At 74.3% G+C, this 23,949-nt stretch carries 18 protein-coding genes; 8 read left to right on the top strand and 10 right to left on the bottom strand.

Annotated features, from left to right (window positions below; translation table 11 throughout):
- Positions 1-92 precede the first annotated feature (92 nt).
- Complete coding sequence (locus tag AB0K17_RS05540) at positions 93-1,871, top strand: FAD-dependent oxidoreductase (RefSeq protein ID WP_365982181.1); 1,779 nt, start codon at positions 93-95, stop codon at positions 1,869-1,871.
- A gap of 69 nt (positions 1,872-1,940) precedes the next feature.
- Here AB0K17_RS05540 and AB0K17_RS05535 read toward each other — a convergent pair whose 3' ends face one another.
- Positions 1,941-4,274 carry a collagenase gene (locus tag AB0K17_RS05535; protein WP_365982180.1) on the bottom strand — a complete coding sequence of 778 codons (2,334 nt, stop codon included), beginning with the start codon at positions 4,272-4,274 and terminating at the stop codon, positions 1,941-1,943.
- 163 nt (positions 4,275-4,437) lie between these two features.
- On the opposite strand from AB0K17_RS05535, the gene AB0K17_RS05530 reads away from it, so the two are divergent.
- Entirely contained in the window at positions 4,438-5,019 is a 582-nt protein-coding gene (locus tag AB0K17_RS05530; protein WP_365982179.1) for a TetR/AcrR family transcriptional regulator, read from the top strand.
- Positions 5,020-5,131: 112 nt separating this feature from the next.
- Positions 5,132-5,893 (top strand): glucose 1-dehydrogenase, encoded by a 762-nt coding sequence (locus tag AB0K17_RS05525; protein WP_365982178.1) that lies wholly within the window; start codon positions 5,132-5,134, stop codon positions 5,891-5,893.
- Here the strand turns inward: AB0K17_RS05525 and AB0K17_RS05520 are convergent.
- Together AB0K17_RS05520 and AB0K17_RS05515 are read right to left on the bottom strand one after the other, a co-directional pair.
- The gene (locus tag AB0K17_RS05520) at positions 5,883-7,313 is read right to left on the bottom strand and encodes an amino acid permease (RefSeq protein ID WP_365982177.1); all 1,431 of its coding nucleotides are present in this window, start codon (positions 7,311-7,313) and stop codon (positions 5,883-5,885) included. The two genes, AB0K17_RS05525 and AB0K17_RS05520, sit on opposite strands and share 11 nt — an antisense overlap.
- Before the next feature lie 481 nt (positions 7,314-7,794).
- A complete protein-coding gene (locus tag AB0K17_RS05515) occupies positions 7,795-8,655 on the bottom strand; it encodes an HAD hydrolase-like protein (protein WP_365982176.1) in 861 nt (286 codons plus the stop codon).
- A gap of 216 nt (positions 8,656-8,871) precedes the next feature.
- Between AB0K17_RS05515 and AB0K17_RS05510 the strand changes: the two genes are divergently transcribed.
- The 3 genes from AB0K17_RS05510 to AB0K17_RS05500 are packed head-to-tail and all read left to right on the top strand — an operon-like array spanning position 8,872 to position 13,593.
- Positions 8,872-10,269, top strand: a complete 1,398-nt coding sequence (locus AB0K17_RS05510) for a hypothetical protein (protein ID WP_365982175.1) — start codon at positions 8,872-8,874, stop codon at positions 10,267-10,269.
- Positions 10,266-11,684: a CoA transferase gene (locus AB0K17_RS05505; RefSeq protein WP_365982174.1), complete on the top strand. Its 1,419-nt coding sequence runs from the start codon at positions 10,266-10,268 to the stop codon at positions 11,682-11,684. Before AB0K17_RS05510 ends, AB0K17_RS05505 begins: the two co-directional genes overlap by 4 nt.
- A 25-nt stretch (positions 11,685-11,709) precedes the next feature.
- Positions 11,710-13,593 carry a DUF5107 domain-containing protein gene (locus AB0K17_RS05500; protein ID WP_365982173.1) on the top strand — a complete coding sequence of 628 codons (1,884 nt, stop codon included), beginning with the start codon at positions 11,710-11,712 and terminating at the stop codon, positions 13,591-13,593.
- Between the two features lie 43 nt (positions 13,594-13,636).
- Here the strand turns inward: AB0K17_RS05500 and AB0K17_RS05495 are convergent, their stop codons facing one another.
- Together AB0K17_RS05495 and AB0K17_RS05490 are read right to left on the bottom strand one after the other, a co-directional pair.
- Entirely contained in the window at positions 13,637-13,987 is a 351-nt protein-coding gene (locus tag AB0K17_RS05495) for a VOC family protein (protein WP_365966477.1), read from the bottom strand.
- 33 nt (positions 13,988-14,020) lie between these two features.
- Entirely contained in the window at positions 14,021-14,833 is an 813-nt protein-coding gene (locus AB0K17_RS05490; protein WP_365966476.1) for a class I SAM-dependent methyltransferase, read from the bottom strand.
- 218 nt (positions 14,834-15,051) lie between these two features.
- Between AB0K17_RS05490 and AB0K17_RS05485 the strand changes: the two genes are divergently transcribed.
- Together AB0K17_RS05485 and AB0K17_RS05480 are read left to right on the top strand one after the other, a co-directional pair.
- On the top strand, positions 15,052-16,260 hold the full coding sequence (locus AB0K17_RS05485; protein ID WP_365966475.1) for an aminotransferase class I/II-fold pyridoxal phosphate-dependent enzyme: 1,209 nt from the start codon (positions 15,052-15,054) through the stop codon (positions 16,258-16,260).
- 99 nt (positions 16,261-16,359) lie between these two features.
- Positions 16,360-17,364, top strand: a complete 1,005-nt coding sequence (locus AB0K17_RS05480) for an MBL fold metallo-hydrolase (RefSeq protein ID WP_365966474.1) — start codon at positions 16,360-16,362, stop codon at positions 17,362-17,364.
- Positions 17,365-17,394: 30 nt separating this feature from the next.
- Here AB0K17_RS05480 and AB0K17_RS05475 read toward each other — a convergent pair whose 3' ends face one another.
- From AB0K17_RS05475 to AB0K17_RS05455, 5 genes are all read right to left on the bottom strand, one after another.
- Positions 17,395-18,669: a hypothetical protein gene (locus AB0K17_RS05475; protein ID WP_365982172.1), complete on the bottom strand. Its 1,275-nt coding sequence runs from the start codon at positions 18,667-18,669 to the stop codon at positions 17,395-17,397.
- Positions 18,670-19,008: 339 nt separating this feature from the next.
- Positions 19,009-19,542, bottom strand: a complete 534-nt coding sequence (locus AB0K17_RS05470) for a GNAT family N-acetyltransferase (protein WP_365982171.1) — start codon at positions 19,540-19,542, stop codon at positions 19,009-19,011.
- A 29-nt stretch (positions 19,543-19,571) separates the two neighbouring features.
- Positions 19,572-21,569: a prolyl oligopeptidase family serine peptidase gene (locus AB0K17_RS05465; RefSeq protein WP_365966470.1), complete on the bottom strand. Its 1,998-nt coding sequence runs from the start codon at positions 21,567-21,569 to the stop codon at positions 19,572-19,574.
- Positions 21,570-21,617: 48 nt separating this feature from the next.
- On the bottom strand, positions 21,618-23,111 hold the full coding sequence (locus AB0K17_RS05460) for a M20/M25/M40 family metallo-hydrolase (protein WP_365982170.1): 1,494 nt from the start codon (positions 23,109-23,111) through the stop codon (positions 21,618-21,620).
- Positions 23,104-23,937, bottom strand: coding sequence for a M55 family metallopeptidase (locus AB0K17_RS05455; RefSeq protein WP_365982169.1), 834 nt, complete (start codon positions 23,935-23,937; stop codon positions 23,104-23,106). The genes AB0K17_RS05460 and AB0K17_RS05455 overlap by 8 nt, the downstream gene beginning before the upstream one ends.
- Positions 23,938-23,949: the final 12 nt, after the last annotated feature.

Below are 23,949 nucleotides of genomic sequence, written 5' to 3'. Positions count from 1 at the left end.
CGCATGAGCCGCGACCGCTCTTCCGGGGTGCGTGGGGCGCCCCTATGCTCCGCGCCGGACCTGACAGGTTACCGGCGGTAGGGGGCTGGGGCATGGTGGCAGGCACGCGCAGGGGGTTCATCGGCGGGGCCACGGCCCTCGCCGCGACGGCCGCGTTCGGCGGCGCGGCCCAGGCCGCACCCCGCCCGGCCGGCACCGGGCGGCGGCGGACCGCCCGGCGCAGCGTCGCCGTGCTCGGCGGCGGGGTGGCGGGTCTGACGGCCGCCCACGAACTGGCCGAGCGCGGCTTCGCGGTGACGGTCTACGAGCGCAAGGCGGCGCTCGGCGGCAAGGCCCGCAGCATGGACGTGCCCGGCAGCGCCCGCGGCGGCCGCAGGCCGCTGCCCGGCGAGCACGGCTTCCGCTTCATACCGGGCTTCTACCGCAACCTGCCCGACACCCTGCGCCGCATCCCCTTCCCGGGCAACGAGAACGGCTGCCACGACAACCTCGTCCCGTCCACCGAGGTGATGCTCGCCCGCATCGGCCACGAGGACATCCGCCTGCCGTTCCGCAGCATCGGCAAACCGCCGCCCGTCCTGACCCCGGACGCATTCGTGCGCATGCTGACGGCGCTGCTGGAGACCTTCGCCGGGCTGCCGCCCCACGAGATCGCCTACTTCGCGGGGCGCTTACTCGTCTGGTTCACCAGCAGCGAGCGCCGGCGGACGCAGGAGTGGGAGCGCGTGCCCTGGTTCGACTTCACCAGGGCCGGCCGGATGTCGGCGAACTACCGGCAGCTGCTGGCCATCGGCATCACGCGCAACATCGTGGCGACGAAGGCCGAGGTGGCCAGCACGAAGACCGTCTCCACCTGCGTGGAGGCGTTCCTCTACAACGCCCTGGGCCGCGGTGCCGACGGCGAGCCGGACCGGGTGCTGAACGCGCCGACCAACGAGGCGTGGATCGACCCGTGGGTGAGCCATCTGCGCACGCTCGGCGTGGAGTTCCGCACCGGCTGGGCCGTCCGCGAGCTGCGCCCGGCCGGCGGCCGGATCGCCGAGGCCGTGCTGGAGGACGCGACCGGGACGCGCCGGGTGGTCACGGCGGACCACTTCGTCTCGGCCATGCCCGTCGAACACGCCCGCAGGACCTGGAACGCGCAGGTGCGGGCCGCCGATCCGGCCCTGGCCCGCTGCGACCGGCTGCAGACGGACTGGATGACGGGGATCCAGTTCTACCTGACCGAGCCGACCCCGATCGTTCACGGTCACATCAACCACATCGACTCGCCCTGGTCGCTCACGGCCGTCGGCCAGGCCCAGTACTGGTCCGGGCGCGACTTCCGCCGCGACTACGGGGACGGCACCGTGGCCGACTGCCTCTCGGTGGACGTCTCCGAATGGGACCGGCCCGGCATCCTGTACGGCAGGACGGCCAAGCAGTGCACCCGTGAGGAGGTCGCCCGCGAGGTGTGGGCGCAGATGAAGGCGGGGCTGAACGATACGGGCCGTACGGTGCTCAGCGACGCGAAGCTGCACTCGTGGTTCCTGGACCCGGCGGTCGAGCTCGACGGCACCCGGGCGAGCAACGACGAGCAGTTGCTGATCCACCCGACGGGCACCTGGTACGACCGTCCCGCGGCCCGCACCGCGATCCCCAACCTCTTCCTGGCCGGCGACTACGTGGCCGTCGACATCGACCTGGCCACCATGGAGGGCGCCAATGCCGCCGCCCGGGCGGCGGTCAACGCGCTGCTGGACGAGGAGGGGTCGGGCGCACAGCGGTGCGAGGTGATCCCGCCGTACCGGGCGCCGGAGTTCGAAGGGCTCAAGCGGCAGGACGAGTTCCGCCACCGGCTGGGGCTGGCGAACGTCTTCGACCTGGGATAGCCCTCCCCGGCGCACCATCGGCCCGCGGACGCGTCGCGCGTCCGCGGGCCGGTGCGTCCCGGGTGGGGGTCAGCCCGTGCGCAGCGGGCCTTCGCAGGTGAAGTCGGCGGTGCCGGCCTTGCCGTCGGACCAGACACCGACGGTGCCGAAGGCGCAGTTCATGTCGGCGAAGTTGTCGGCGGCGGGCGCCGCGCGGTCGAGGATGAAGTAGTCGACGGTGTCGGACATGTCCTCGAAGACGTGGTCGGGACTGGTGGAGTCGCTGAGGTTGGCGGTGACGCGGCCGGTGCAGGTGAAGCGGGGGTGGCCGGTGTCACCGTTGGAGGTGCAGGCGGCAGGGGTCATGGAGGTGGCGGCTGCGAAGGCCGCGCGCACACCTGCCGGGTCGGCGTAGGTGAGCCGGTCGACGGGCTCGTGGGTGGTGGCGGGGACGTACAGGTCGGCGACGTGGCGGATCTGCTCGTCGAGGAAGGCGTCGTAACTCTTCTGCAGGGCGGCGTCCCGGCCCGTGCGGGTGCGCCAGGCGTCGAAGCCCTTGGGGTCGTCGGCGCGCTCGTAGCCGTACATCTCGCGCAGCAGCGAGGGGTGTTCGCGCCAGAGGAATTCGAAGAAGGTGCCGGCGTAGTCGTAGAAGCGGAAGCCGTCGCCGCCGTAGGTGGCGTGCAGCAGCTTGTCGACGGTCATGCGCGGTTTGCCGCCGGCGGTGTCGTTGATGATGCCCTGGACGAGGGACTTGCGGACCTTGATGCCCTCGTCGCGGGTGGAGCCGTCGAAGAACTCGGCGGTGCCCTCGTCCATGGCGGTGGTCAGGTCACCGGTGTACCAGGGGCCCTCGCCGAAGAAGCCGGGCACGGCCCAGCGGCCGTTGAGGTAGTGGGTGTACTCGTGGCGGAAGAGCTCTTCGAGGGTGAGCCGGGAGTCCTGCGGGACGCGGCGCTGGTAGGTGTAGAAGGTGGCGCCCTGTTCGATGTAGACGCCGCCGTTGTTGGTGGCCATGCCGGTCAGGAAGGGGTGGAAGACCTCGTAGTCGGCGCGCGAGGCGTACAGGTGGATGTGCAGGGTGCTGTTGGGGTCGCCGGCCAGCGGCCGGTCGGTGCCCAGGACCCGGAAGAATTGGTTCTTGACCTGCTTGCTCGCGTAGTAGAGCTGGTCGACGGTGGCGGCGTCGAGGGCGGTGCGCACCTCGATGCCTCCCTTGTCGTAGGTGTAGGTGCGCGGGAAGAGCCGGGTCTCGATCTGCGGCTTGCAGACGTTGTACGGGGCGCAGGCCTGGTAGAAGTTCAGCCACGAGGCGACGCTCAACCAGGGGGCGCTGAGCTCGCCGAAGGTGGTGCCGGTGGTACCGAGCAGGCTGCCGCCCAGCTCGGTGACGATCGCGGTGTGCAGGGCGTCGATCTGACCGAAGCGTCCGTACTCGCCCATGGCGTCGCGCGCGGCCCACGCGTTGGGGGTGTCCTTCAGGTGGCGGTAGCCGGCGAAGGCGCGGAAGGCGGCCCGGTAATCGGCGTCGGCGGCGACGGCCTGCCGGAAGGCGGTGTCGTTGTTGCCGGGGTAGACGCCGAGGTAGTTGACGGTGAGGGCGGCCAGGGCGGCGTTGCCCCAGGCCGGATCGGTGGCGGTGGCGGCGCCGGGCGCGAGGGTGCCCAGCACCTTGCGCACCAGGGCGAGCTGGTGCTGGCGCAGTCCGCCGGAGCTGGCGGTGTTCAGGGCCTCGCGCAGGGCGTCGGCGTTGGGCCGGGTGGGGTCGAAGGCGTGGGGGGCGTCGGCGAAGGCGGCGACGGCCGCGCGCAGGGCCTCGACGGTCGCGGGGTCGGTCAGGTCGATCTCGGTGCGGGAGAAGTCGTGGTAGACGGCGGCGTGGAGGTAGGTGAACAGCTCCACCAGATGGCCGTTGTCGGTGCCGTCGTGGCGGGGGGCGAGTGCGGTGATGCGGGCGGCGACGGCCTGGACGTGGGGTCTGGACATGACCGGTGCGAGCCGGGCGTCCCAGGTCCAGATCAGGCCGCGCAGGCAGCCGTCGGCGGTGACGGCGGGGTCGGTGAGGAAGTCCGCCAGCTGGTTCGGGGTCAGGCGGGTGAGGCCGTCGAGCGTGCAGGGGACGCTGCCGGCCAGGGCGGTGCCGTACGGCCGGCCGGGGGTGCCGGGGGCGGTGTCGCCGGGCAGGTGCCCGGGGGTGATCCTGCCGCCGCCGGGCACGGGGGGTCTGGAGTCTTCCTTGGGCGGCGCGGCGAGCCGGTCGACGTCGTCGTGGGGGTCGTGGACGGACGGGGCGGCCGGGGCCTGTGCGGTGCGGGCGGCGGGCGCCGCCGGGGCGGCGTGGCCGGCCTGGGCCGTCGGCAGGGCGAGGCAGGCCGCCGTGACGGCGGCGAGCAGCCCCTTGCGCGCAGTGCGTAACGCAGACACCTGTACTCCTCGGTGGGGTTGATGTGGCGTCAGGTACGGCTGGGTGTGCGGCGTAACATAGTAATGTGATATTTCACTGACAACCCATTGCGCAGCGGGTTGCTGTTTCTTGACCAGCCGTTAATTCTTGACCGATCGTTCTTGAAACGCCTAGCATCCCGGTGTGGCAAGGACCAAGGAGTTCGACCCGGACGCCGCCCTGCAGTCGGCCCTGGAGCTGTTCTGGCAGCGGGGCTACGAGGCGACGTCGATGGCCGACCTGGTGGCACACCTGGGCATCGCGCGAGCGAGCCTGTATGCGACGTTCGGCAGCAAGCACGCGCTCTACCTCAAGGCGCTCGAGCGCTACGGCGAGCAGCAGGACCCCCGGCTGACCGAGGAGCTCTCGCGGCCCGGCCCGGCACTGCCCGCCGTACGGGCCCTGGTCCGCCGCTTCGCCGCCGAAGCCGGCTGCGCAAGCGGGCGGCGGGGCTGCTTCGTGACGAACACGGCCGTCGAGCTCGGCCCGCACGACCCGGCGGCGGCCCGCCTGGTCGAGGCGTGCTGGGACGCCCTGGAGGGCCTGCTGATCTCCGCGCTGACCCGGGCCCGCGCGCAGGGCGAACTCCCGCAGGACAGCGATCCCGCGGCGCTCGCCCGGATGCTGCTGGTCTTCCTCCAGGGCCTGCGGGTGGCCGGCAAGACCGGCTCCCGGCCCGGCCTGCTGCACGACGCGGCGGAGCAGATCCTCACCCTGCTCGACTGAAGCCACCCTGCTCGACTGAAGCCAGTCGCTCGACGCAGCGGCTTCCGCACGCCCTCTTTCAAGACCAATCGTTCCAGAAATTCGGTTCCGGACATCCATGAGGAGCACTGACATGACCGCGCGTTTCACCGGCAGCACCGTCCTGGTCACCGGCGGCGGCACCGGCATCGGCCGGGCGATCGCCGTGGCCTTCGCCCGTGAGGGCGCCCGGGTGGTGGTGGCGGGCCGCAGGGCCGAGCCCTTGGCCCAGACGGTCGCCGCCATCCGCGCCGAGGGCGGCGAGGCGAGCGCCGTGACCGCCGACGTGACCCGCTCCGAGGACGTCCGGGCCCTGGTGGATCGGACGGTCGAGCGGTACGGAAGCCTGGACGTCGCCGTGAACAACGTCGGCATGCTGCCCCCGCTCGCGAAGACCGCCGATATCGACGAGGAGGACTGGCAGGCCGCTCTGGCCACCAACCTCACGGGCCTGTGGCTGTCGATGAAGCACGAGATCGGATACATGCGGGAGCACGGCGGCGGGGCGGTGGTGAACATCTCGTCCAACCTCGGCGCCCACCTGCGCGTGCCCGGCCTGGCGGCGTACGCCACCAGCAAGGCCGCCGTCTCCGCGCTCACCCGCAGTGCCGCACGCGACCACATCGGCGACGGCGTGCGGATCAACGCCGTCAGCCCGGGCCCGATCGAGACCCCCATGTCCAGCCGGCCCGGCGAGTCGGCCGAGGAGAAGGCCGAGCGCATGCGCGGCGCGGTACCGGCCGGCCGGGCCGGTACGCCGGAGGAGGTCGCCGCCGCCGTGCTGCACCTGGCCTCGGACGAGGCCGGCTACACGGTCGGCGCCGACCTCGTCCTGGACGGTGGCGTCACGGCCTGACGGGCTCCGCGGCCGCCGCCGCGTGCTCGGCGGCCTGCTCGGCGACGGGCGCCTCGGCGGGCCCGGCGGCGGGCTCGGCCGCGGCCTGCTCCCCCGCCGCGGCCGCCTTGCGGCGGGCCGCCAGCCACACGTAGACGAGGATGCCGGCGAAGAGGAACAGCGTGCCCTGGTAGACCGCCGCGTAGCCGGCGCCGGCCACCAGCCAGAAGGAGAAGCCGAAGCCGCCGAGCGCGAGGAGCATGTCGCGGGTCATCCGGCCCGGGTGGACCTTGTCGCGGGCGCCGGTGAGCAGGAAGTACACCTGCGCGGCGGTGGACAGCAGGTAGGGGACGGTGGCCGAGAAGGTCGTGACGAGCACGAGGATCTCGAAGACGCCGCCCACCCCGGTGGTGTAGTTGATCAGGGTCAGCAGCGTGGCCAGCACCGCCGCGGCGAGCACGCCCACCGTGGGCACACCGCGCTTCTTCTTGGCGAAGGACGCCGGGAACAGTCCGTCCTTGGCCGCCGCGTAGGGCGACTGGGCGCTCATGAGCGTCCAGCCGTTGAGGGCGCCCACGATCGAGATCACGGCGGCGAAGGCGATCAGGGTGCCGCCCCAGTGGCCGCCGAACATCGCGTCGACGGCGTCGGAGAAGGGCGCCGTGGACTTCACCAGCTTGTCGTGGGCGACCGTGCCGAAGACGGCCAGCGTGCCCAGCAGGTAGACCAGGGCGGCGCCGATGGTGCCGAGCACGCTGGCCCGGCCCACGTTGCGCTCCGGGTCGCGGACCTCGCCGGCGCTCATGGCCGCCGACTCCACGCCCACGTAGCTGTAGAGCAGGATGGCCGCGGAGGCCGACAGGCCGCCGGTCCAGCTGTGGCCGCCCTCGGTGAAGGAGCCCAGGTTGGACGGGTCGAAGAAGAAGATGCCGATGACGGCGACGAACAGCAGGGGCACGAACTTCAGCACCGTGGAGACCATCTGCACCACGCCCACCCAGCGCGTGCCGGCCAGGTTGGCCAGCGCCGGCAGCCACAGCATGAGCAGGGCCACGACCAGGTCGGTGCCCTTGGACGGGTTGCTGCCGGTGAGCACGTGGAAGTAGCCGACGCCGGCGACGGCGAGGGCGGCGTTGGACACCCAGGTCATCGTCCAGTAGGACCACGCCGACAGGAAGCCGGCGAAGTCGCCGAACGCCTCGCGGGCGTAGACGTACGGGCCGCCGGTGTGCGGATGGCGCTCGGCCAGGCGTCCGAAGACCAGGGCGAGGGCGATCGCGCCGACGGTGAGCACGCCGAAGGCCAGCAGGCTCACCGTGCCGAAGGGCGCGACGGAAGCGGGCAGCAGGAAGATGCCGCCGCCGATGATGTTGCCCATGACCAGCGCGGTGGCCGTGGGAAGTCCGAAACGGCGGCCGGAACGGCCGTCGGTGTCGTGCATGGGGTGGTGCGCCTCTCGTCCTGCGGGCAGGTCGCCGGTCTCGTGCGTCGCACATGTCGGTGCGAGTCCACATAGTGAATGGCACAGGGTGCGGCGCAAAATCAATGATTTTTGTCCCGTGATAAGCGCCACGTGGCCGAAAAAGGTGCGGAAAGAGAGCCTCGGGACCGTGATTCGTCCACCTCGCGACGATCAAGCGGAATCGTCCCGGCCGCTTTCCCGGTCGAGGGTCGGGTCGAGGGCGGAGTCGTACGCGCCGGTCCCCCGGCAGTGCCGACACTGCCCCGCGCGGTGCACCGTCTCGGCGGGGCCGGCGAAGGGATCGGGACCCGCGGTGCGCGCCAGGGCCCGGCTCACATAGCCCGAGCCGTGACACCACTGGCACGTCCTGCCCTCGGACTCCTCCTCGGGAAGGTCTTCGCATTCGCTCAACGGGACCGACCAGCCTCGCGCCACATGATCGCTGCCTGCACTCCTCAGCCTAGACCTCCGGCGGCACGGCGCCCGGCGCCTGCCGGAGAGCACCCGAACGGGTGAAACCGTCCCGGTGCAGGGCGTGCAGCAGCGCCGGGACGTCGGCGATGGAGTCGACGGTGTGCGCCGCCCGCCCGGCCGTCCCCTCGGCGGCCTGCCCCGCGTACTTCCCGGTACGGACCTGGATCGTCATGGCCCCGATGGCCCGGCCACCGGCGGCGTCGGTCGTGGCGTCGTCGCCGATCACGGCCGTGTGCCGGGGGGCGAAGCCCGTGGAGGCGGCGGCCAGTCCGAAGTACTCGCCGGACGGTTTGCCCAGCAGCCGGGCGGTGCGGCCGGTACCGTACTCCAGGGCCGCCACGATCGCCCCGGTATCGAGGAACTCCTGGCCGTCGGGGGTCCGGTAGAGCGCTCCGCGCTGCAGCGCGATGAGCTGCGCCCCGGCCCTGACCGCCCGGAAGGCGCGGTTCAGCAGCGGGTAGTCGAGCACGTGCTGGCAGTCTCCGACGACGACGTGCGTGTGCCCGCCGGTGCCGGCATCGAGCGGGGCGAAGGTGGCGCTCAGCTCCGCCGACATCAGCGCGAGCACCCGGGGGCCGGGGTGGTCGGCCAGGAGCGTACGGGCGGCCACCACGGGGGTGAAGAGCTCCGCCGGCTCGACGTGCAGACCGCAGCCGGAAAGGCTCTCCAGAGTGTCCTCGACCGTCCTGGATTCCGTATTGGTCAGGAAACGCAGCGTGTATCCCTCGTCGCGCAACCGGTCCACGGCCTCGGGGGCGCCGTCCACGGCGATCCCGTGGTCGAAGACCGTGCCGTTGATGTCGATCAGCAGTGCCCGGACGGGATAGTCCACGGCGTCGACGTCCACGACTTCCTCCCGCTCGCCGGCAAACCCTCATCGGCAAACGCTCGTCGGCAACCCTTGTCGGCAACCCTTGTCGGCAAAGCTCCGCGACGGGGTATTTCCCGGCAATTCCGCACCGATAAGCGCAATGTCACCAATGCTGCCATGATGAATTATCGGCCGCCTCCGGTCGTCCGCTGATCGCAGGTCGCGCGCCTGCCGCACGGAAGGTTCCCGGAGATGAGAGCAGGCTTCGATCCGGCACGGATGCACCGGCCGTTCCGGTCCATAGGAATCGCGGCGGAACACGAATCGCCGGAGAACCCCGACGGTTCGGAGGACAGGGTCGCGCTCACCCCCGGCGGTGTCGCGGCGCTGGTCGCGCACGGGTGCCGGGTGAGCGTGGAGCGCGGCGCGGGCGCCGGCACCGGTTATCCGGACGCCGCCTACGCCGCGGTCGGCGCGCGCATCGAGTCCCGGGACGCGCTGTATCCGGGAAAGGATCTCGTCGTCAAACTCAAGGGGCCCGCGCACCACGACCTCGCGCGCATGGACCCCGGTTCGAGCCTGTTGTGCATGGCCCATGTGCGCTCCCTTCCGCAGCGTGCGGCGATCGCCGGGGAGCGCGGTGTGAACCTCATCGCGATGGAACTCGTGCGGGAGTGCCCGGAGTTCGTCTCCGACGAATTCCTGCGCAGCCGGCTGGCCGCGCGCCGGTGGTTCGCGCAGCTGCCCGTCGCCGATCCCTCCCGGCTCTCGGTCGCCTTCATCGGGCACTCCCTGCGGGCCTTCGGCGCCCTGCAGTACGCCGCCCGGACGCGGCCGCGGTCGCTGCGGATCCTGCACGCGCCCCCGCCGCCCGGACCGGACACGGTCAGCGTGGAATTCGCCGAACTCGACGAGATGGCCGCGCGGTTGTCCGTGGAGGAGGTCGACCGCGACCGTGCGCACCACCGCCTGCAGGCGTACGGCAGGCGCAGGATCGAGTGCCTGCACGAGACGGGGCGGGCGGGCGCCCGCTTCGGAATCGCCCTCGCGCTGCGGCAGAACCCGGCCCTGGGAACCCCGGCCCGCATCCGCACCGCCGTCCTCGGCTACGGCAACGTCGCCTTCGGCGCCCTGGACGAGTGCGCCCGGCACGGCGTGGCCCACGTCGAGATCCTCACCAAGCGGACCACCACGAGGCCGGACGTCTGCCACCACCTGCACGCCAGCGACCTGGTGATCAACGGGGCCGAGCCCGCCGACCGGCGGCGGACCGGTTATGTGATCACCGAGGCCGACCTGGGCGGCGTGCTGCGGCCCGGCACCGTCGTCGTCGACCTCGTCGGCGGCTGCGCCACCAACCGCTCGGTGGTCGAGCCGCTGGTGGAGTGCACGCACCCGGGCGATCCGTATCTGGTGCGCAAGGGTGTGTTCCTGGCGGCGGTCTGGGGCTGGCCGCTGCTGGGCTTCAAACGGGAGTCGGTGGAGCGCTACAGCGACCAGATCACCGCGGTACTCCTGCACGAGGAACGACTCGCCGACGGGCTGGCCACGGCGCCGCCGGGCGTCTTGCGGGCCGTGGTCGCCGGCCCCATGCTCTCCCTGAGGCCCTCTTCCCAGCAGATGGCACTCAGTGCCACACTCGGGGGATGATCAAGAGGTCGTCCGAAACCGCCGCCCACGCCTGGCAGTTGCTCGGGGGTGATCCCGCGCTGATCGCCGCAGTCGCCTGCGGGGGCGCCGAGGGCGTGCTCCCGGCCCGGCTGCCCGCGCGCGAGCTGGCCCGGGCCACCGTGACCTGCGCCGCACTGGCCGCGGCCGAGTTGCAGGCCGCCCGGCGCGGCGGGGGCGCCCTGCCGGCGGTGCACGTGGACGACGGCGCCGTGGCGGCCGCCTTCACCAGCGAGCGGCTGGTCCGCGTCGAGGGCCGGGCCCCCACGACGTTCGCCCCGCTGTCGCGGTTCTGGCGCACCGCCGACGGCTGGCTGCGCACCCACGGCAACTACGCCCACCACCGCGAGCGTCTCCTGGCCGCGCTCGGCGTGCCCGACCGGGGGCCCGCGGACGATGCCGCCGCGGCCGAGCGCGTCGCCGCCGAACTGGCCGGCCGTACGGCGGCGGAGGCGGAGGAGCTGATCGACGCGGCGGGCGGGCTGGCCGTGGCCGTGCGCACCCCCGCGCAGTGGGCCGCGCACCCGCAGGGCGCCGAGGTGGCCCGCCGGCCGCTGCTCGCCGTGGAACGGTGCGCCGACGGGCCCCTGCGCCGGTTGCTCCCGGCTCCGGACGGCCTGCCCGCCGCGGGGCTGCGCGTGCTGGACCTCACCCGCGTCCTGGCCGGTCCCGTCGCCACCCGCACCCTGGCCCTGCTGGGCGCGGACGTGCTGCGCGTGGATGCGCCGTGGCTGCCGGAGAGCCAGGAGCTGCACGACGACACCGGGCTGGGCAAGCGCTCGGTGTGCCTGGACCTGGCGCGGCCCGCCGACCGGGCCGCCTTCGAGGACCTTCTCGCCACGGCCGACGTCGTGGTCACCGGCTACCGGCCGGGCGCCCTGGACCGCCACGGGCTGTCCCCCGAGGCCCTGGCCGAGCGGCGGCCCGGCCTGGTCGTGGGGCAGCTCAGCGCCTGGGGCACGTACGGGCCCTGGGGCACCCGGCGCGGCTTCGACAGCCTCGTCCAGGCGGCCTGCGGCATCGCGGTCACCGAGACGGCGCCGGGGGCGGACGCGGACGCGCCGCCCGGCGCGCTGCCTGCCCAGGCCCTCGACCACGGCACCGGGTACCTGCTGGCGGCGGCCGTGCTGAGGGCGGTCACCGAGCAGCACGCCACCGGCGGCACCCGCCTGGCCCGTCTCGCCCTGGCGCAGACGGCGGCCTGGCTGTGCCACGGCGTCGTCGCCGACGAGGGCGAGCCGGAGGGCGACCACGACGTCGCCGCGCACCTCACCGAGGGCGAGGGGCCGCTCGGCCGGATGCGGCACGCACGGCCTGCGGTGGCCTTCGACGGCAGTCCCCGCGACTGGGGCCGGCGACCGGGCCGGCTCGGCGCGGACACCCCTGTGTGGCTGTGAGCCGGCGAGAGGATCGGAAAGAGCCGTGGCAACGACCATCCGTCGCACCGTCCTGACCCTGCCCGCGGCACCGCTGGGCCCGGAGGACCCGCTGCCGCCGCTGGCGGCCCCCGCCGACGTCCACCGCCGCGGCCGCGGCCTGCCGCCGGACCTGCCGGCGGCGATGGCCCGGCGGATGCGCTACGAGCCGCTGCGCTCCCTGCTGCCGGTGCGCCGCCGCGACGGCTACGCACGCGAGCGGGTGCCCACCGACGTGGAGGCGATCGTGGTCGAGAACGACCGGCTGCGCGCCACGGTCCTGCCCGGTCTCGGCGGGCGGGTGCACTCCTTGGTGCACAAGCCCACGGGCCGCTCGCTGGTGTACACGAACCCCGTCCTCCAGCCGGCCGGGTTCGCCCTCAACGGCGCCTGGTTCTCCGGGGGCATCGAGTGGAACACCGGCGCCACCGGGCACGGCACTCTGTCGGTGGCGCCGCTGCACGCCGCGCGCGTACCGGCCCCCGACGGCGGCGAGATGCTGCGCCTGTGGGAGTGGGAACGGCTGCGCGACCTGCCCTTCCAGGTGGACCTGTGGCTGCCGGAGGGGTCGGACTTCCTGTACGCGGGGGTGCGCGTGCGCAACCCCCATCACCACACGGCGCCCGTCTACTGGTGGTCCAACACCGCCGTCCCCGAGGGGCCGGGCACCCGCGTCGTGGCGCCCGCCGACGCCGCCTGGTCCTTCGGACCGGAGCGGGCGCTGCGGCGCGTGCCGGTGCCGGACGGCGCGCACGGCTCGTACCCGCTGCGGTGCGAGCGCCACGGCGACTACTTCTACGACCTGGCCGCGGGCGAGCGTCCCTGGATCGCGGCGCTCGACGCGGACGGGCAGGGGCTGGTGCAGACCTCGACGGGCCTGCTGGGGGGCCGCAAGCTGTTCGTGTGGGGCACGGACGAGCCCGGGCGGCGCTGGCAGGAGTGGCTCACCGAACCGGGCACGGGCGGCTACGCCGAGATCCAGGCGGGCCTGGCCCCGACGCAGCTGGAGCACGTTCCGCTGGAGGCCGGCGGGGAGTTCGCCTGGCTGGAGGCGTACGGGCCGCTGGCCGCCGACCCGGCCGCCGTCCACGGGACCGACTGGGCGGCGGCGCGCGCGGAGGCCGCCGGCCGGCTGGAGGCCGCGCTGCCACGCGAGACGGTGGACGCCGCGTACGCCGCCTGGCGCCCGTACGCCGACCACGAGCCGAAGCAGACGCTGGCGACCGGATCGGGCTGGGGAGCACTGGAGGTCGAGCGGGGCCGCCTGGAGCTGCCGGGCACGCCCTTCCCCGCCACGACCCTGGGCGCCGAGCAGCAGCCCTGGCTCGCCCTGCTGCGCACCGGCACGCTGACGGAGGACGGGCCCGAGCCAGGGCCGTCCCTGGTGTCACGGCCGTGGCGGGAGATGCTGGAGACCACGGAACCGGGGCCGGCCTCGGCGTATCACCTCGGCGTGGCGCAATGGCATGCGGGCGACCGCTCGCAGGCGGCCCGCAGCTGGGAGACGGCCGAGCAGTTGGGCGCCGGCTGGCCGGCCCTGCGGTGCCTGGCCGCCGCGGACGCGCTGAGCGGCCATCCGCAGCGGGCCGCGCAACGGTACGCGGCGGCAGTCGTGGCGGCACAGGAGGGTCGCGCATCGCGGGCGGCCCGGGTGGCGCTGGCGCGGGAGGCGATCACGGCACTGCTGGACGCACGGCAGGTGGACGAGGCGGCCGCCGTCCTGGCGGGACTGCCGCCGGCGGCCCGCCGGCACGGCCGCTTCCGGCTGCTGGAGGCCCGGATCCTGCGGGCGCGCGGGGACGAGGAGGGGGCGCAGGCCGTCCTGGCGGAGGCGGAGATCGCGGACCTCGCCGAGGGGGAGGGCACGCCCGCCGCCCGGCCCCGCCCCTGAGCCGTTCGTGCGGGGCGGGGGCGGAGGCGGGCCGGATGGGGGATCAGCCCTCCTTGCGGTCCACGTACTCGAAGACGGACCCGTCGGGGTGACGGGCCACCAGGTTGCGTCCGATCGGGGTGCGCACCGGGCCCGCGACGATGTCCGCCCCCACGGCCTGCAGGTCCGCCAGCGCCTCGTCCACGTCGGTGACGGCGATGGTCGCCTTGATGGCGCGCAGCACCGACAGCTCCGCCTCCGGCCCGCTCATCAGGAAGAAGCAGCCGACGGCGGCCACGGACACGCCGCCGCGCCGGAAGCGCATGGCCTCGGCGCCGGTCAGCCGTTCGTACACCGCGATCGCCGCTTCCAGGTCGCCGACACACACCCGTAGCGAGGTCCCCAGAATGTTCATGAAAACAAGGCTAGTTGGCGGCGGTGGGCCCGGTCACCGGGGAACGGACGAGCCAATCCTGCACAACAGTTCGCCGTTGAGGACGGCGAACCACGCGTCCTCGTGCCGCCCCCACTCGTGCCACGCCTCGGCGATCGCCGCGAGCCGCGCCGCGTCCGCCCAGCCGCCCTCGACGGCGTGGCGGGCGAAGGGGGAGGCGAGGGTGCGGTCCGCCCACAGGCCGCTCCACCACTGCCGTTGCTCCGCGCCGGTGTAGCACCAGGCGCCGGCGGTGGCCGTGACGTCGGTCAGTCCGGCCTGCCGGGCCCAGGAGTACAGGCGGCTGCCGGCGTCCGGCTCCCCGCCGCCGGCCCGGGCGACCTCCACGTACAGCCGCTGCCAGTCCTCCAGGCCGGGCACGCGCGGGTACCAGCTCATGGCTGTGTAGACCACGTCGCGGACGGCGACGACGCCGCCGGGACGGCACACCCGACGCATCTCGCGCAGTGCGCCGACAGGGTCGTCGAGGTACTGGAGCACCTGGTGGGCGTGGACGACGTCGAAGGCGCCGTCGGGGAAGTCGAGGGCGCGGATGTCGCCGGTGGTGAAATCCACGTTGTCCAGGCCGCGTTCGCGGGCGGCCGCGCGGGCGGTGGGCAGGATGTCCGCCGCGGCGTCCAGGCCGGTGACGTGGCCCTGCGGGACGAGCGCGGCGAGGTCGGCGGTGATGCTGCCGGGCCCGCAGCCGATGTCCAGCACGCGGTGGTGCGGGCGCAGTTCGGGCAGCAGGTAGGCCGCGGAGTCGGCGGCCGTGCGGCGGCTGTGGGAGCGCAGGACGGATTCGTGGTGGCCGTGGATGTAGTGCATGGTGACCCCCCTCGGTCGCCCGGGTCGGACGCGGTGCCGGATTCACCGTACGCCGCTTTCTCGTATGGCGAGAGGGCGGTCTTGGGATGTGGGACGACTCCGGGGAACGGCTCGTCGTGCTGCCGCCCGTGTCGGCCACCGTCCTCGCGCCATGATCTGCGAAGGTGGGTCAGAGGACCCATCGAGGCGCCCGGCGCGGCGCGGAGGTGTGCGGACGGATGCAGCAGCGCTTCCCGGCACTGACCGGCCTGCCGGCCCCCGAGCGCGGAATGCCCGTCCTGCCGGAACTGGCCGAGCACCTCGCCGGGGCGGCCGCGCACGGCGACCCCGAACCCGTCGGCGGCGGCCCGCAGCTGCGCGAGGCCGCCTGCGGCCACTGGGCCCGCCGGGGCCTGCCCACCGACCCCGGGCAGGTGCTCGCCGCCCCGGGGGCCGCGCCGCTGCTGCTGGCCCTGCTGGCCTCGGCGGGCGGCGAGGTGCTGCTGACCCGGCCGTGCGCCGCCTGGTACGCGCCGGTCGCCCGGCTGGCCGGGCGGCTGGCCTACCACGTGCAGGTACCGGCCGAATGCGGCGGGGTGCCCGACCCCTTCGCCCTGCTGGAGACAGTGAGCCGGATCCGCACCGAGGGCGGCCGGCCGCGCTTCCTGGTGCTGTCGGTCGCCGACGAGACCACCGGCACCGTCGCCCCGCCGGAGATCGTGCACGAGGTGTGCGAGGCCGCGGCCGCCGAGGAACTGACCGTCGTCAGCGACGAGACCTGGCGCGACGCCCTGCACGACGCGCACGCCACCGTCCACGTCGGACCGGCCGAGATGTACCCCGACCGGGTCGTCGTCCTCACCGGCCTGGCCGGACCGCTGCTGCCCACCGCCTGGCCGGCCGCGGTGGCCCGCTTCCCCGCCGGCGGCACCGGCCCGGGCCTGCTGGCCCGGGCCGGCACGGTGCTGCAGGCGATCGGCGCCGAACTGCCGCCGCCGCTGGCGGCCGCCGCGCGGTGGGCGCTGACCGAGCCCGGGCCGGTACGCGCCCGCACCGCGGCCGCCGCCCGGCTGTACGCGGCACTGGGCGCCGCGGTGCGCGAACGGCTGGACGCGGCGGGCGTGCTGTGCCGGCCGCCGCAGACCGGTCCCCACCTCTACGCCGACCTCGGCGAACTGCGCGGCGCCCTGGCCGCCCGCGGCATCACCGACTCCGTCGAGCTGGAGGCGCACCTGGGCGAGGTGCTCGGCCGGCCGGTGCCGGGCGGCCACCGGTTCGGCGACGCCCCCGACGCGCTGCGGGTGCGGCTGTCCACCCTGCCGCTGCTCGGCCCGGACGACGAGCGGCGGCGGCGCGCCCTGGCGGCCCCCGACCCGCTGGCCGAGCCGGATGTCGCGGAGGCGTTGTCCGCTTTTGGATCGGCGTTCAGTGAACTCGCCCGCACCTGATCTACCGTCGACCGGTGAGCGTGCCACGGCGCGGGGCACGCACCCGGCGCGCCGCGAGCCCCGCGTCCAGGTTCCGGTTCCCCACGAATGGAGCCCCAGATGACCGAACAGACCGAGCGTCCCCTCGCGGAGCCGCGTCCTCTCGGTGAGATCCGCTCCTGGCCCCGGTCGTTCGCCGACCGTCTGACCGCCCCGCTGCCGGGCGTACGCGCCCTCGCGCGACTCGCCCGCGAGGGCCGGCTGCGTCCGAGCGCCGCCTCGCTGCACGAACTGGCCCTGCTGCCCCTGGAGCCGGGCCCGCTGCCCGCCGTGGACGCCGACTCCCTCGCCCTGACCTGGGCAGGGCACGCCAGCTGGGTGCTGCGCATCGGCGGGCTGACCGTGCTGACCGACCCGGTCTGGTCCCGCCGCATCCTGGGGACGCCGCCACGCGTGACGCCGGTGGGGGTGCGCTGGGAGGACCTGCCGCACATCGACGCCGTCGTCATCAGCCACAACCACTACGACCACCTCGACCTGCCCACCCTGCGGCGGCTGCCCCGCGACACCCATCTGCTGCTGCCCGCCGGCCTGGCCCGCTGGGCGCGCCGGCGCCGCTTCGCCCGCGTCACCGAGCTCGACTGGTGGGAGGCGGTGGAACTGCCCGGGCCGCGCGGCCCGGTGCGCTTCGACTTCGTACCGGCCCACCACTGGAGCAAACGGACACTGACCGACACCTGCCGGTCGCTGTGGGGCGGCTGGGTGATCACCGCGCCGGGGGGTCCGCGGGTGTACTTCGCGGGCGACTCGGGCTACGGCTTCTGGTTCGAACGGATCGGCGAGGCCTACGCGGACATCGATGTCGCGCTGCTGCCGATCGGGGCGTACGACCCGCGCTGGATGCTGGGGCCGGTGCACACGGACCCGGAGGAGGCCGTGCGCGCCTGCACCGACCTCGGGGCCCGGGTGATGGCCCCGATGCACTGGTCGACGTTCCTGCTGTCGGCCGAACCGCCGCTGGAGCCGCTGCGGCGGGTGCGCGCCGCATGGGAGGCGGCGGGCCGGCCCCGCAAGGACCTGTGGGACCTGCCGGTGGGCGCCTCACGGGTGCTGACCGCGGTGTGAAGTGGGGCGCGAACCCGTACGGCACCTGCGTCAGCGGCTCCAGAGGAACGTGAACCGGTTGGCGCCGTGGCCGGTGCAGGTGAGGTACGAGGGGAACCGGCTGGCCCGCGTGTCGATGCCCGTGGTGCGGGTGGCCTCGTCGTAGGTGAAGCGCACCGTACCCCGGCCCACCAGCTCCTCCCCGTGCCGGACCACCAGCTGCACGTCCTCGCCCTCGTGGACGGCGAAGTCCACGGCGCCCTGATGGGAGGTCAGCACGACGTCCGGACCGCCCCGCGGGTCCCGCAGCCGCAGGCTCAGGGCCCGCTCGGGGCCGCCCTCGCGGGTGCGGAAGTCCGCGCGGGCCGTGCGCCCGGTGGGGCCGTCGCCGGCGACGACGGCCAGACTGTGCCGGCCGCCCGCGGCGACGGCCGCGACGCGCCGCCCGGCGGCCGCGGCCAGCAGGCCCGAGACCTGCCGGTCGCCGTCCTTGCCCGCGCCCACGAGCTGTCCGGCGGAGGTCAGGGCGAGGCTGTGCAGGTGGCCCGCGGCCACGGCGGCCACGCGCTGCCCCTGGGCCGCGCGCAGGATGCCGGAGACCTGGTGGTGGGCGTCGTGGCCGGCGGCGAGGATCCGGCCGTCCTCGGTGACGGCCAGGCTCTGCAGGGCGGCCGCGGCGACGGCGACGACCTTGTGGCCCTCGGCCGCCGCCAGCAGGCCGGAGACCTGCTGGTCGTCGTCGCGGCCACTGCCGAGGAGACGGCCGTCCTCGGTGACCGCCAGGCTGTGGAAGTCGCCGGCGGCGGCCGCCACGACGCGGTGACCGCGGGCGGCCGCGCGGATGCCGGCGACCTGTCCGTCGCCGTCGTGGCCCGCGGCCAGCAGGTCGCCCTCCTCGGTCACGGCGAGGAGGTGCACCGCGCCGCAGTCGGCCCCGGTGACCTTCCTCCCGCGGGCCGCCTCGCGGATGCCGGTGACCTGATGGTTGCGGTCGTCGCCGGCGGCCAGCAGCCGGCCGTCGGCGGTCACGGCCAGGCTGTGCGAGCCGCCCGCGGCCACGGCCGCCAGGCGCAGCCCACGGGCGGCGGCGAAGATCCCGGTCACCTGGGCGTGGTCGTCGAGCCCCGCGGCGAGCAGCCGGCCGTCCTCGGTCAGCGCCAGGCTGTGGCGGTCGCCCGCGGCGACGGCGACGACGCGCTCGCCCTCGGCCGCCATCAGGATGCCCCGCACCTGCCCCTCGTGGCCCAGGCCCGCGGCCAGCAGCCGGCCGCCGGGGTGGCCTGCCCCGGCGGACGTGGCGGGCGGCGGGGGCGACACGTCGGACACGGCGGCTCCTTCGGCGCGGGGCGGGGGCGGCACGGCGCGTGCACCGCCCCCCGTCCACGCTCTTCGCTCGGCCGCCCGCGGGCACGTGCGGTGCGGCCGAACGTGTGAACCGCCGTCCCCCGACAGGGGGCCCGGACAACTGCCCGACAAGCCACGACGCACCCGCAGACACGGGACCGCGCGGCACCACGACGCCCCAAAGGGGCGCGGGGAACTGCGCGACAAGCCACGACGCGCCCGCAGACGGGGTGCCGTGCTTCGCCCGGCCCGCGGGCCCGCGCGGCGGCAGCCGCAGCGGCACTGCCCCGCGCCCCTATGGGGCGCCGTGGCACGCCCGGCCTACGGGCACGCCTCCAGGACATGGACGCACAGCGGCACCCCGTAGCGCGGGTGGGTGGTGCGGCGCTCGGGGCGCATGCCGAGCTTGCCCAGGACGCGCTCGCAGGCGTGGTTGCCGGTGGCGTGCACGCCCACGATCCGGGCCAGGCCGCGGTCGCGCAGTGCGAAGTCCAGCACGACGCGGGACGCCTCCGTGGCCAGCCCCCGGCCCCAGAAGGGCCGGGCCAGGCGCCAGCCGAGCTCCACGGCCGGCAGGATCTCCGGCAGGAAGGACGGCACGGACAGCCCGGCGAAGCCCACGAACTGCCCCGACTCCCGGCATTCGACGGCGAACAGGCCGACCCCGTGCTCCTCCCACTCCCGCTCGCTGGCGTCGATGCCGGCCCGGGTGCGGGCCCGGTCACGGACCGATCCGTCGTCGATCCAGCGCATCACCTCCGGGTCGGCGTTGATGGCCGCCATGGGGCCGAGATCGTCCTCGCGCCAGCGGCGCAGCGTCAGTCGGGGCGTCCGGAGCACAACGGTCGTCGTCATGGGCAGAGCCTGCCCACATCCCCCGCCGGCTACTTGGCCAACTCCAGCACGGGTATGCCGGGGACGTCGATGCCGAAGGTCTGGGCGTACAGGGAGAGCTCGGCCTCGAGGGAGCGCACGATGCTGGCGGCCTTGCGGAAGCCGTGGCCCTCGCCCTCGAAGGAGAGGTAGGCGAACGGCACGCCGCGCCCGGCCATCGCCTCGACGAACCGCTCGCTCTGCTCGGGCGGGCAGACCGCGTCCTCAAGGCCCTGCAGCAGCAGGAAGGAGGCGGTGACGCGGTCGGCGTGGGTGAGCGGGGAGCGGTCACGGTAGCGCTCGGGCACCTCGGCGAGCGGGCCGATCAAGTACTCCAAGTAGTGCGACTCCAGGTCGTGGGTACCGCCGTCAGCCCAGGTCAGCAGGTCGAGCACGGGGTAGGCGATGGTGGCGCAGGCGTAGGTGGAGGTGGTGGCGAGGGAGGCGGCGCTCGTCCAGCCGCCGGCGCTGCCGCCACGGACGGCGAGCCGGGCGCGGTCGGCGGTGCCCTCCTCGGCCAGCGTCTCGGCGACGGCGGCGCAGTCCTCCACGTCCACCACGCCCCACCGCTCGCGCAGCCGGTCGCGGTAGGCGCGGCCGTAGCCCGTGGAACCGCCGTAGTTGACCTGGGCCACGCCTATGCCCCGGGAGGTGAAGTAGGCGATCTCCAGGTCGAGCACGAGCGGCGAGCGCCCGGTGGGGCCGCCGTGCGCCCACACCACGAAGGGGGGCAGCTCGTCGGCGGGTGCGGTGTGATCGGGGCTGTGCGGCGGGTAGATGTGGGCGTGCACCTCCCGGCCGTCGGGGCCGGTGAAGGTGCGGATGAGCGGCTCGGGGTAGTAGGCGGGGTCCACCGCGTCGGTGTGCCGGGCGCCGATCGCCCGGGCCCTGCCGGTGCGGGTGTCCAGCTCCACGACCTCGTAGGCGGTGCGGGGGCTCGCGGCCACCCCGACGACCCGGGTGCCGCTGACGGCCAGGGTGGAGCGCCACTCGGTCCAGGGACCGGCGGCGTCCACCACTTCACCGGTCTCGGGGTCGAGTATGCCCAGGCGCTGGGCGCCGCGGCCGTGGACGACGGCGACCGTGCCGCCGGGCAGGGGCGCGAACCAGCGCTGCCCCGGCACCCAGGGGGCGCCGGCGAACTCCTCCTCGCGGCGGCAGAGGTTGACGGCCCGGCCGGTGCCCACATCGACGCGGTGCAGGTTCCACCAGCCGGTGCGGTCGGTGACGGCGAGGAGACTGCCGTCCGCGGCCCACTCCACCTGGGCGACGGACTCCCGCTCGCCGCCGGCGACAGTGCGCACGTCGTCGAAGCGGGCGCCGGCGCCGGGCGCGGTGACGTCGGCGACCTTCAGCTCGGTGCCCTCCCACGGCATGCGCGGGTGGTCCCAGGCCGTCCAGGCCGCGCGCCGGCCGTCCGGGGAGAGCCGAGGGCCGGTGACGAAGCGGTGCCGGTCGTCGGTGAGCTCCCGTACGGCGGCGCGGTCCTCGGCGGCGGAGCCGTCGAGCGGGACGGCGGCGATGACCCGGCGCACGTCCTGCGGGCCCTCGCCGGTGAACTCCTCCAGCACGCACCACACTTCGCCGCGCTCGGGCAGCAGCAGCGGGTCGGCCCAGCGCAGCCCGCCGCCGACGGCCGAGACGGGGGTCAGGGGCCGGGGCGCGCCGCCGGCCGGGTCGTCCGGCTCCCAGGCGTACAGCCTCTGGTCGGAGAACTCGGTGAAGACCAGCAGCGGGCCCCCGGTCTGCCGGGTGACGCCCGCCCAGGGCCGGCCGCCGTACTCCGTCAGCCGGTTGCGCACGTTCCAGGGCGCGGGCAGCGCCGGCGCCTCCGCTCCGTCGGAGAGGCGGCGCACCAGGGTCTTGCGGCCGTTCTCGGCCGGGCGCGGTGCGACCCACCACACCTCGTCGCCGATCGTGCCCACGTGCTCGGGGGCTCCCTCGTGCGCCGCGACGAGCGCGGCGTCGATGGGTGACTGCCAGGCTCCGTAGGGCACCGTGGACACCATGATTGCTACGCCTCCTCGTGAAGGGGGTCAGGGGGGATCGCTCGGGGATCAGTACGGATCGGCAAGGGGCTCGGTCGGGGTGCGGCCCAGCAGACTGCGGTCCGTCAGGCTGGGGTCCGTCAGGCTGCGGTCCATCAAGCTGCGGTCCATGAGGAAGTGGTCGAGCACCCGCACGCCGAAGTGCAGCGCGTCGACGGGCACCCGTTCGTCGACTCCGTGGAAGAGCGCCTGGTAGTCGTAGCCGGCCGGGAGTCTGACGGGCGAGAAGCCGTAGCCGGTGATGCCCAGGCGGGAGAAGTGCTTGGCGTCGGTGCCGCCGGACATGCAGAACGGCACCACGCGCCCGTCGGGGTCGAAGCGTTCGAGTGCGGCACGCATCCGGGCGAAGACCGGGGCGTCGACGGGGGCCTGCAGGGAGGTCTCCCGGTGGTGGTACTCCCAGTCGACGTCGGGCCCGGTGAGCTCGTCCATGATCCGCTCGAACTCCGCCTCGCCACCGGGCACGGTGCGGCCGTCGATGTGGCCGACGGCCAGCCCCGGGATGACGTTGATCTTGTAACCGGCGTCGAGCATGGTGGGGTTGGCGCTGTTGCGCACGGTGGCCGCCACCAGTGCGGCCGCCGTGCCGAGCTTGGCGAGCAGCTCGTCGGCGTCGAAGCCCGGCGCATCGGGGTTGGCCTCGATGCCGTGGACGGCGGCGATCTCCCGCAGCGCCGCACGAACGGTGGGGGTGAGCCGCACGGGCCACTTGTACTCCCCGATCCGGGTGACGGCGGCGGCCAGACGGACCACGGCGTTGCGCCGGTTGACCTTCGAGCCGTGCCCGGCGGTGCCCTGTGCGGTCAGCCGGACCCAGGCCGAGCCGCGCTCCCCCGCCGCCACGGGGTACAGCCGCAGGCCCCCGTCGGCGTGGAAGGTGTAGCCGCCGGACTCGCTGATGCCGACGGTGCAGCCCTCGAAGAGCGCGGCGTGCTCGGCGGCGAGGAAGGCCGCGCCGGGCAGGGAGGTGTCCTCCTCGTCGGCGGTGTAGGCGATCACCACGTCCCGCGGGGGGCGCACGCCCGCCCGGGCCCAGGCCCGGACGACCGCCAGGACCATGGCGTCCATGCCCTTCATGTCTATGGCGCCGCGCCCCCACACCACACCGTCGCGCACCTCGCCGGAGAAGGGGTGCACGCTCCAGTCGGCGGGCTCGGCCGGGACGACGTCCAGGTGGCCGTGGACCAGGATCGCCTCGGCGCCCGGGTCGGTGCCGGGGATGCGGGCGACGACGTTGGTGCGCCCGGGCTCCTGCTCCAGCAGCAGCGGCTCCAGGCCGGCGTCGGCGAGCTGCTCGGCGACGTACTCGGCGGCCGGACGCTCCCGGCAGTCGCCGCCCCCGCGGTTGGCGGTGTCGATCCGGATCAGGTCCGAGGTGAAGCGCACCGCCTCCGCCAGCGCACGCTCGTCGATCCGGCCAGAGATCCGGCCGGAGATCCGCTCGTCGATCCGCTCGTCGGGTCTGCTCGCTCCCCCGTTCCCCCCGTGGGTGGTTTCAGCCATACTGCTCCTCCACCGCCGCCGAGACGACGGTCGTGACCGCCTTGAAGCAGCGGATTGCCTCGTACATGGTGGGCAGGGTGCAGGCCACCAGCCGTTCACCGGTCTGGCCGACGCCGGGCACGGCCGTGGCCGCTCCGGCGAGGTGCTCGGCGTCGAACTCCACCTCGACGGTGAACGGCCCGCCGTGCACCGGCTCGTGCCGTGCCGCGAGCACGGCGGCGGCCTTGGCGGCGGACCGGATGTCCGCCGCCGTGCGGGCCGGCGGGCGGCAGACGGCCGCGTACCGGGAGACGTAGTCCTTCACGGCGACCGAACGGGCCTCGGGCGCATATCCCTTGGCGTCCTCGCACGTCCGGTCGTCGCCGGTCACCAGCACCACCGGCACACCGTATTCGGCGGCGACCAGAGAGTTGAGCAGGCCCTCGCTGGCCCGCCTGCCGTTCACCCGGACGCCGGTGATCGAGTTGGCCAGGTAGGTGTGCGCCAGCACGCCCTCGGCGCCGGCCGCCGCGTGGTAGCCCACGAACGCGATGCCGTCGACGTCTCCGTGCTGCACCCCCTCGACCATGCTGAGCGTCTTGTGCTTGCCGGTGAGCATTTCCGCTCGCTCGTCCAGCTGCTCCAGCAGCAGGTTGCGCATGCTCCAATGCGCTTCGTTGACGAGGACGGCATCGGCACCGCCGTCGAAGAACCCGGCGATCGCCGCGTTCACGTCGGAGGTGAACAGGTGGCGGCACCGCTCCCACTGCGCCGCACCGGGCAGCACGTCACCGGGCCAGGTGACGCCGGTGGCACCCTCCATGTCCGCGGAGATCAGGATCTTCATGTCCCGTCACGT

Source organism: Streptomyces sp. NPDC049585, from assembly GCF_040675615.1.
GTDB lineage: Bacteria > Actinomycetota > Actinomycetes > Streptomycetales > Streptomycetaceae > Streptomyces > Streptomyces luteosporeus.
The sequence above is the reverse complement of the archived record's forward strand: the minus strand, read 5'-3'. Positions and strand labels throughout refer to the sequence as shown.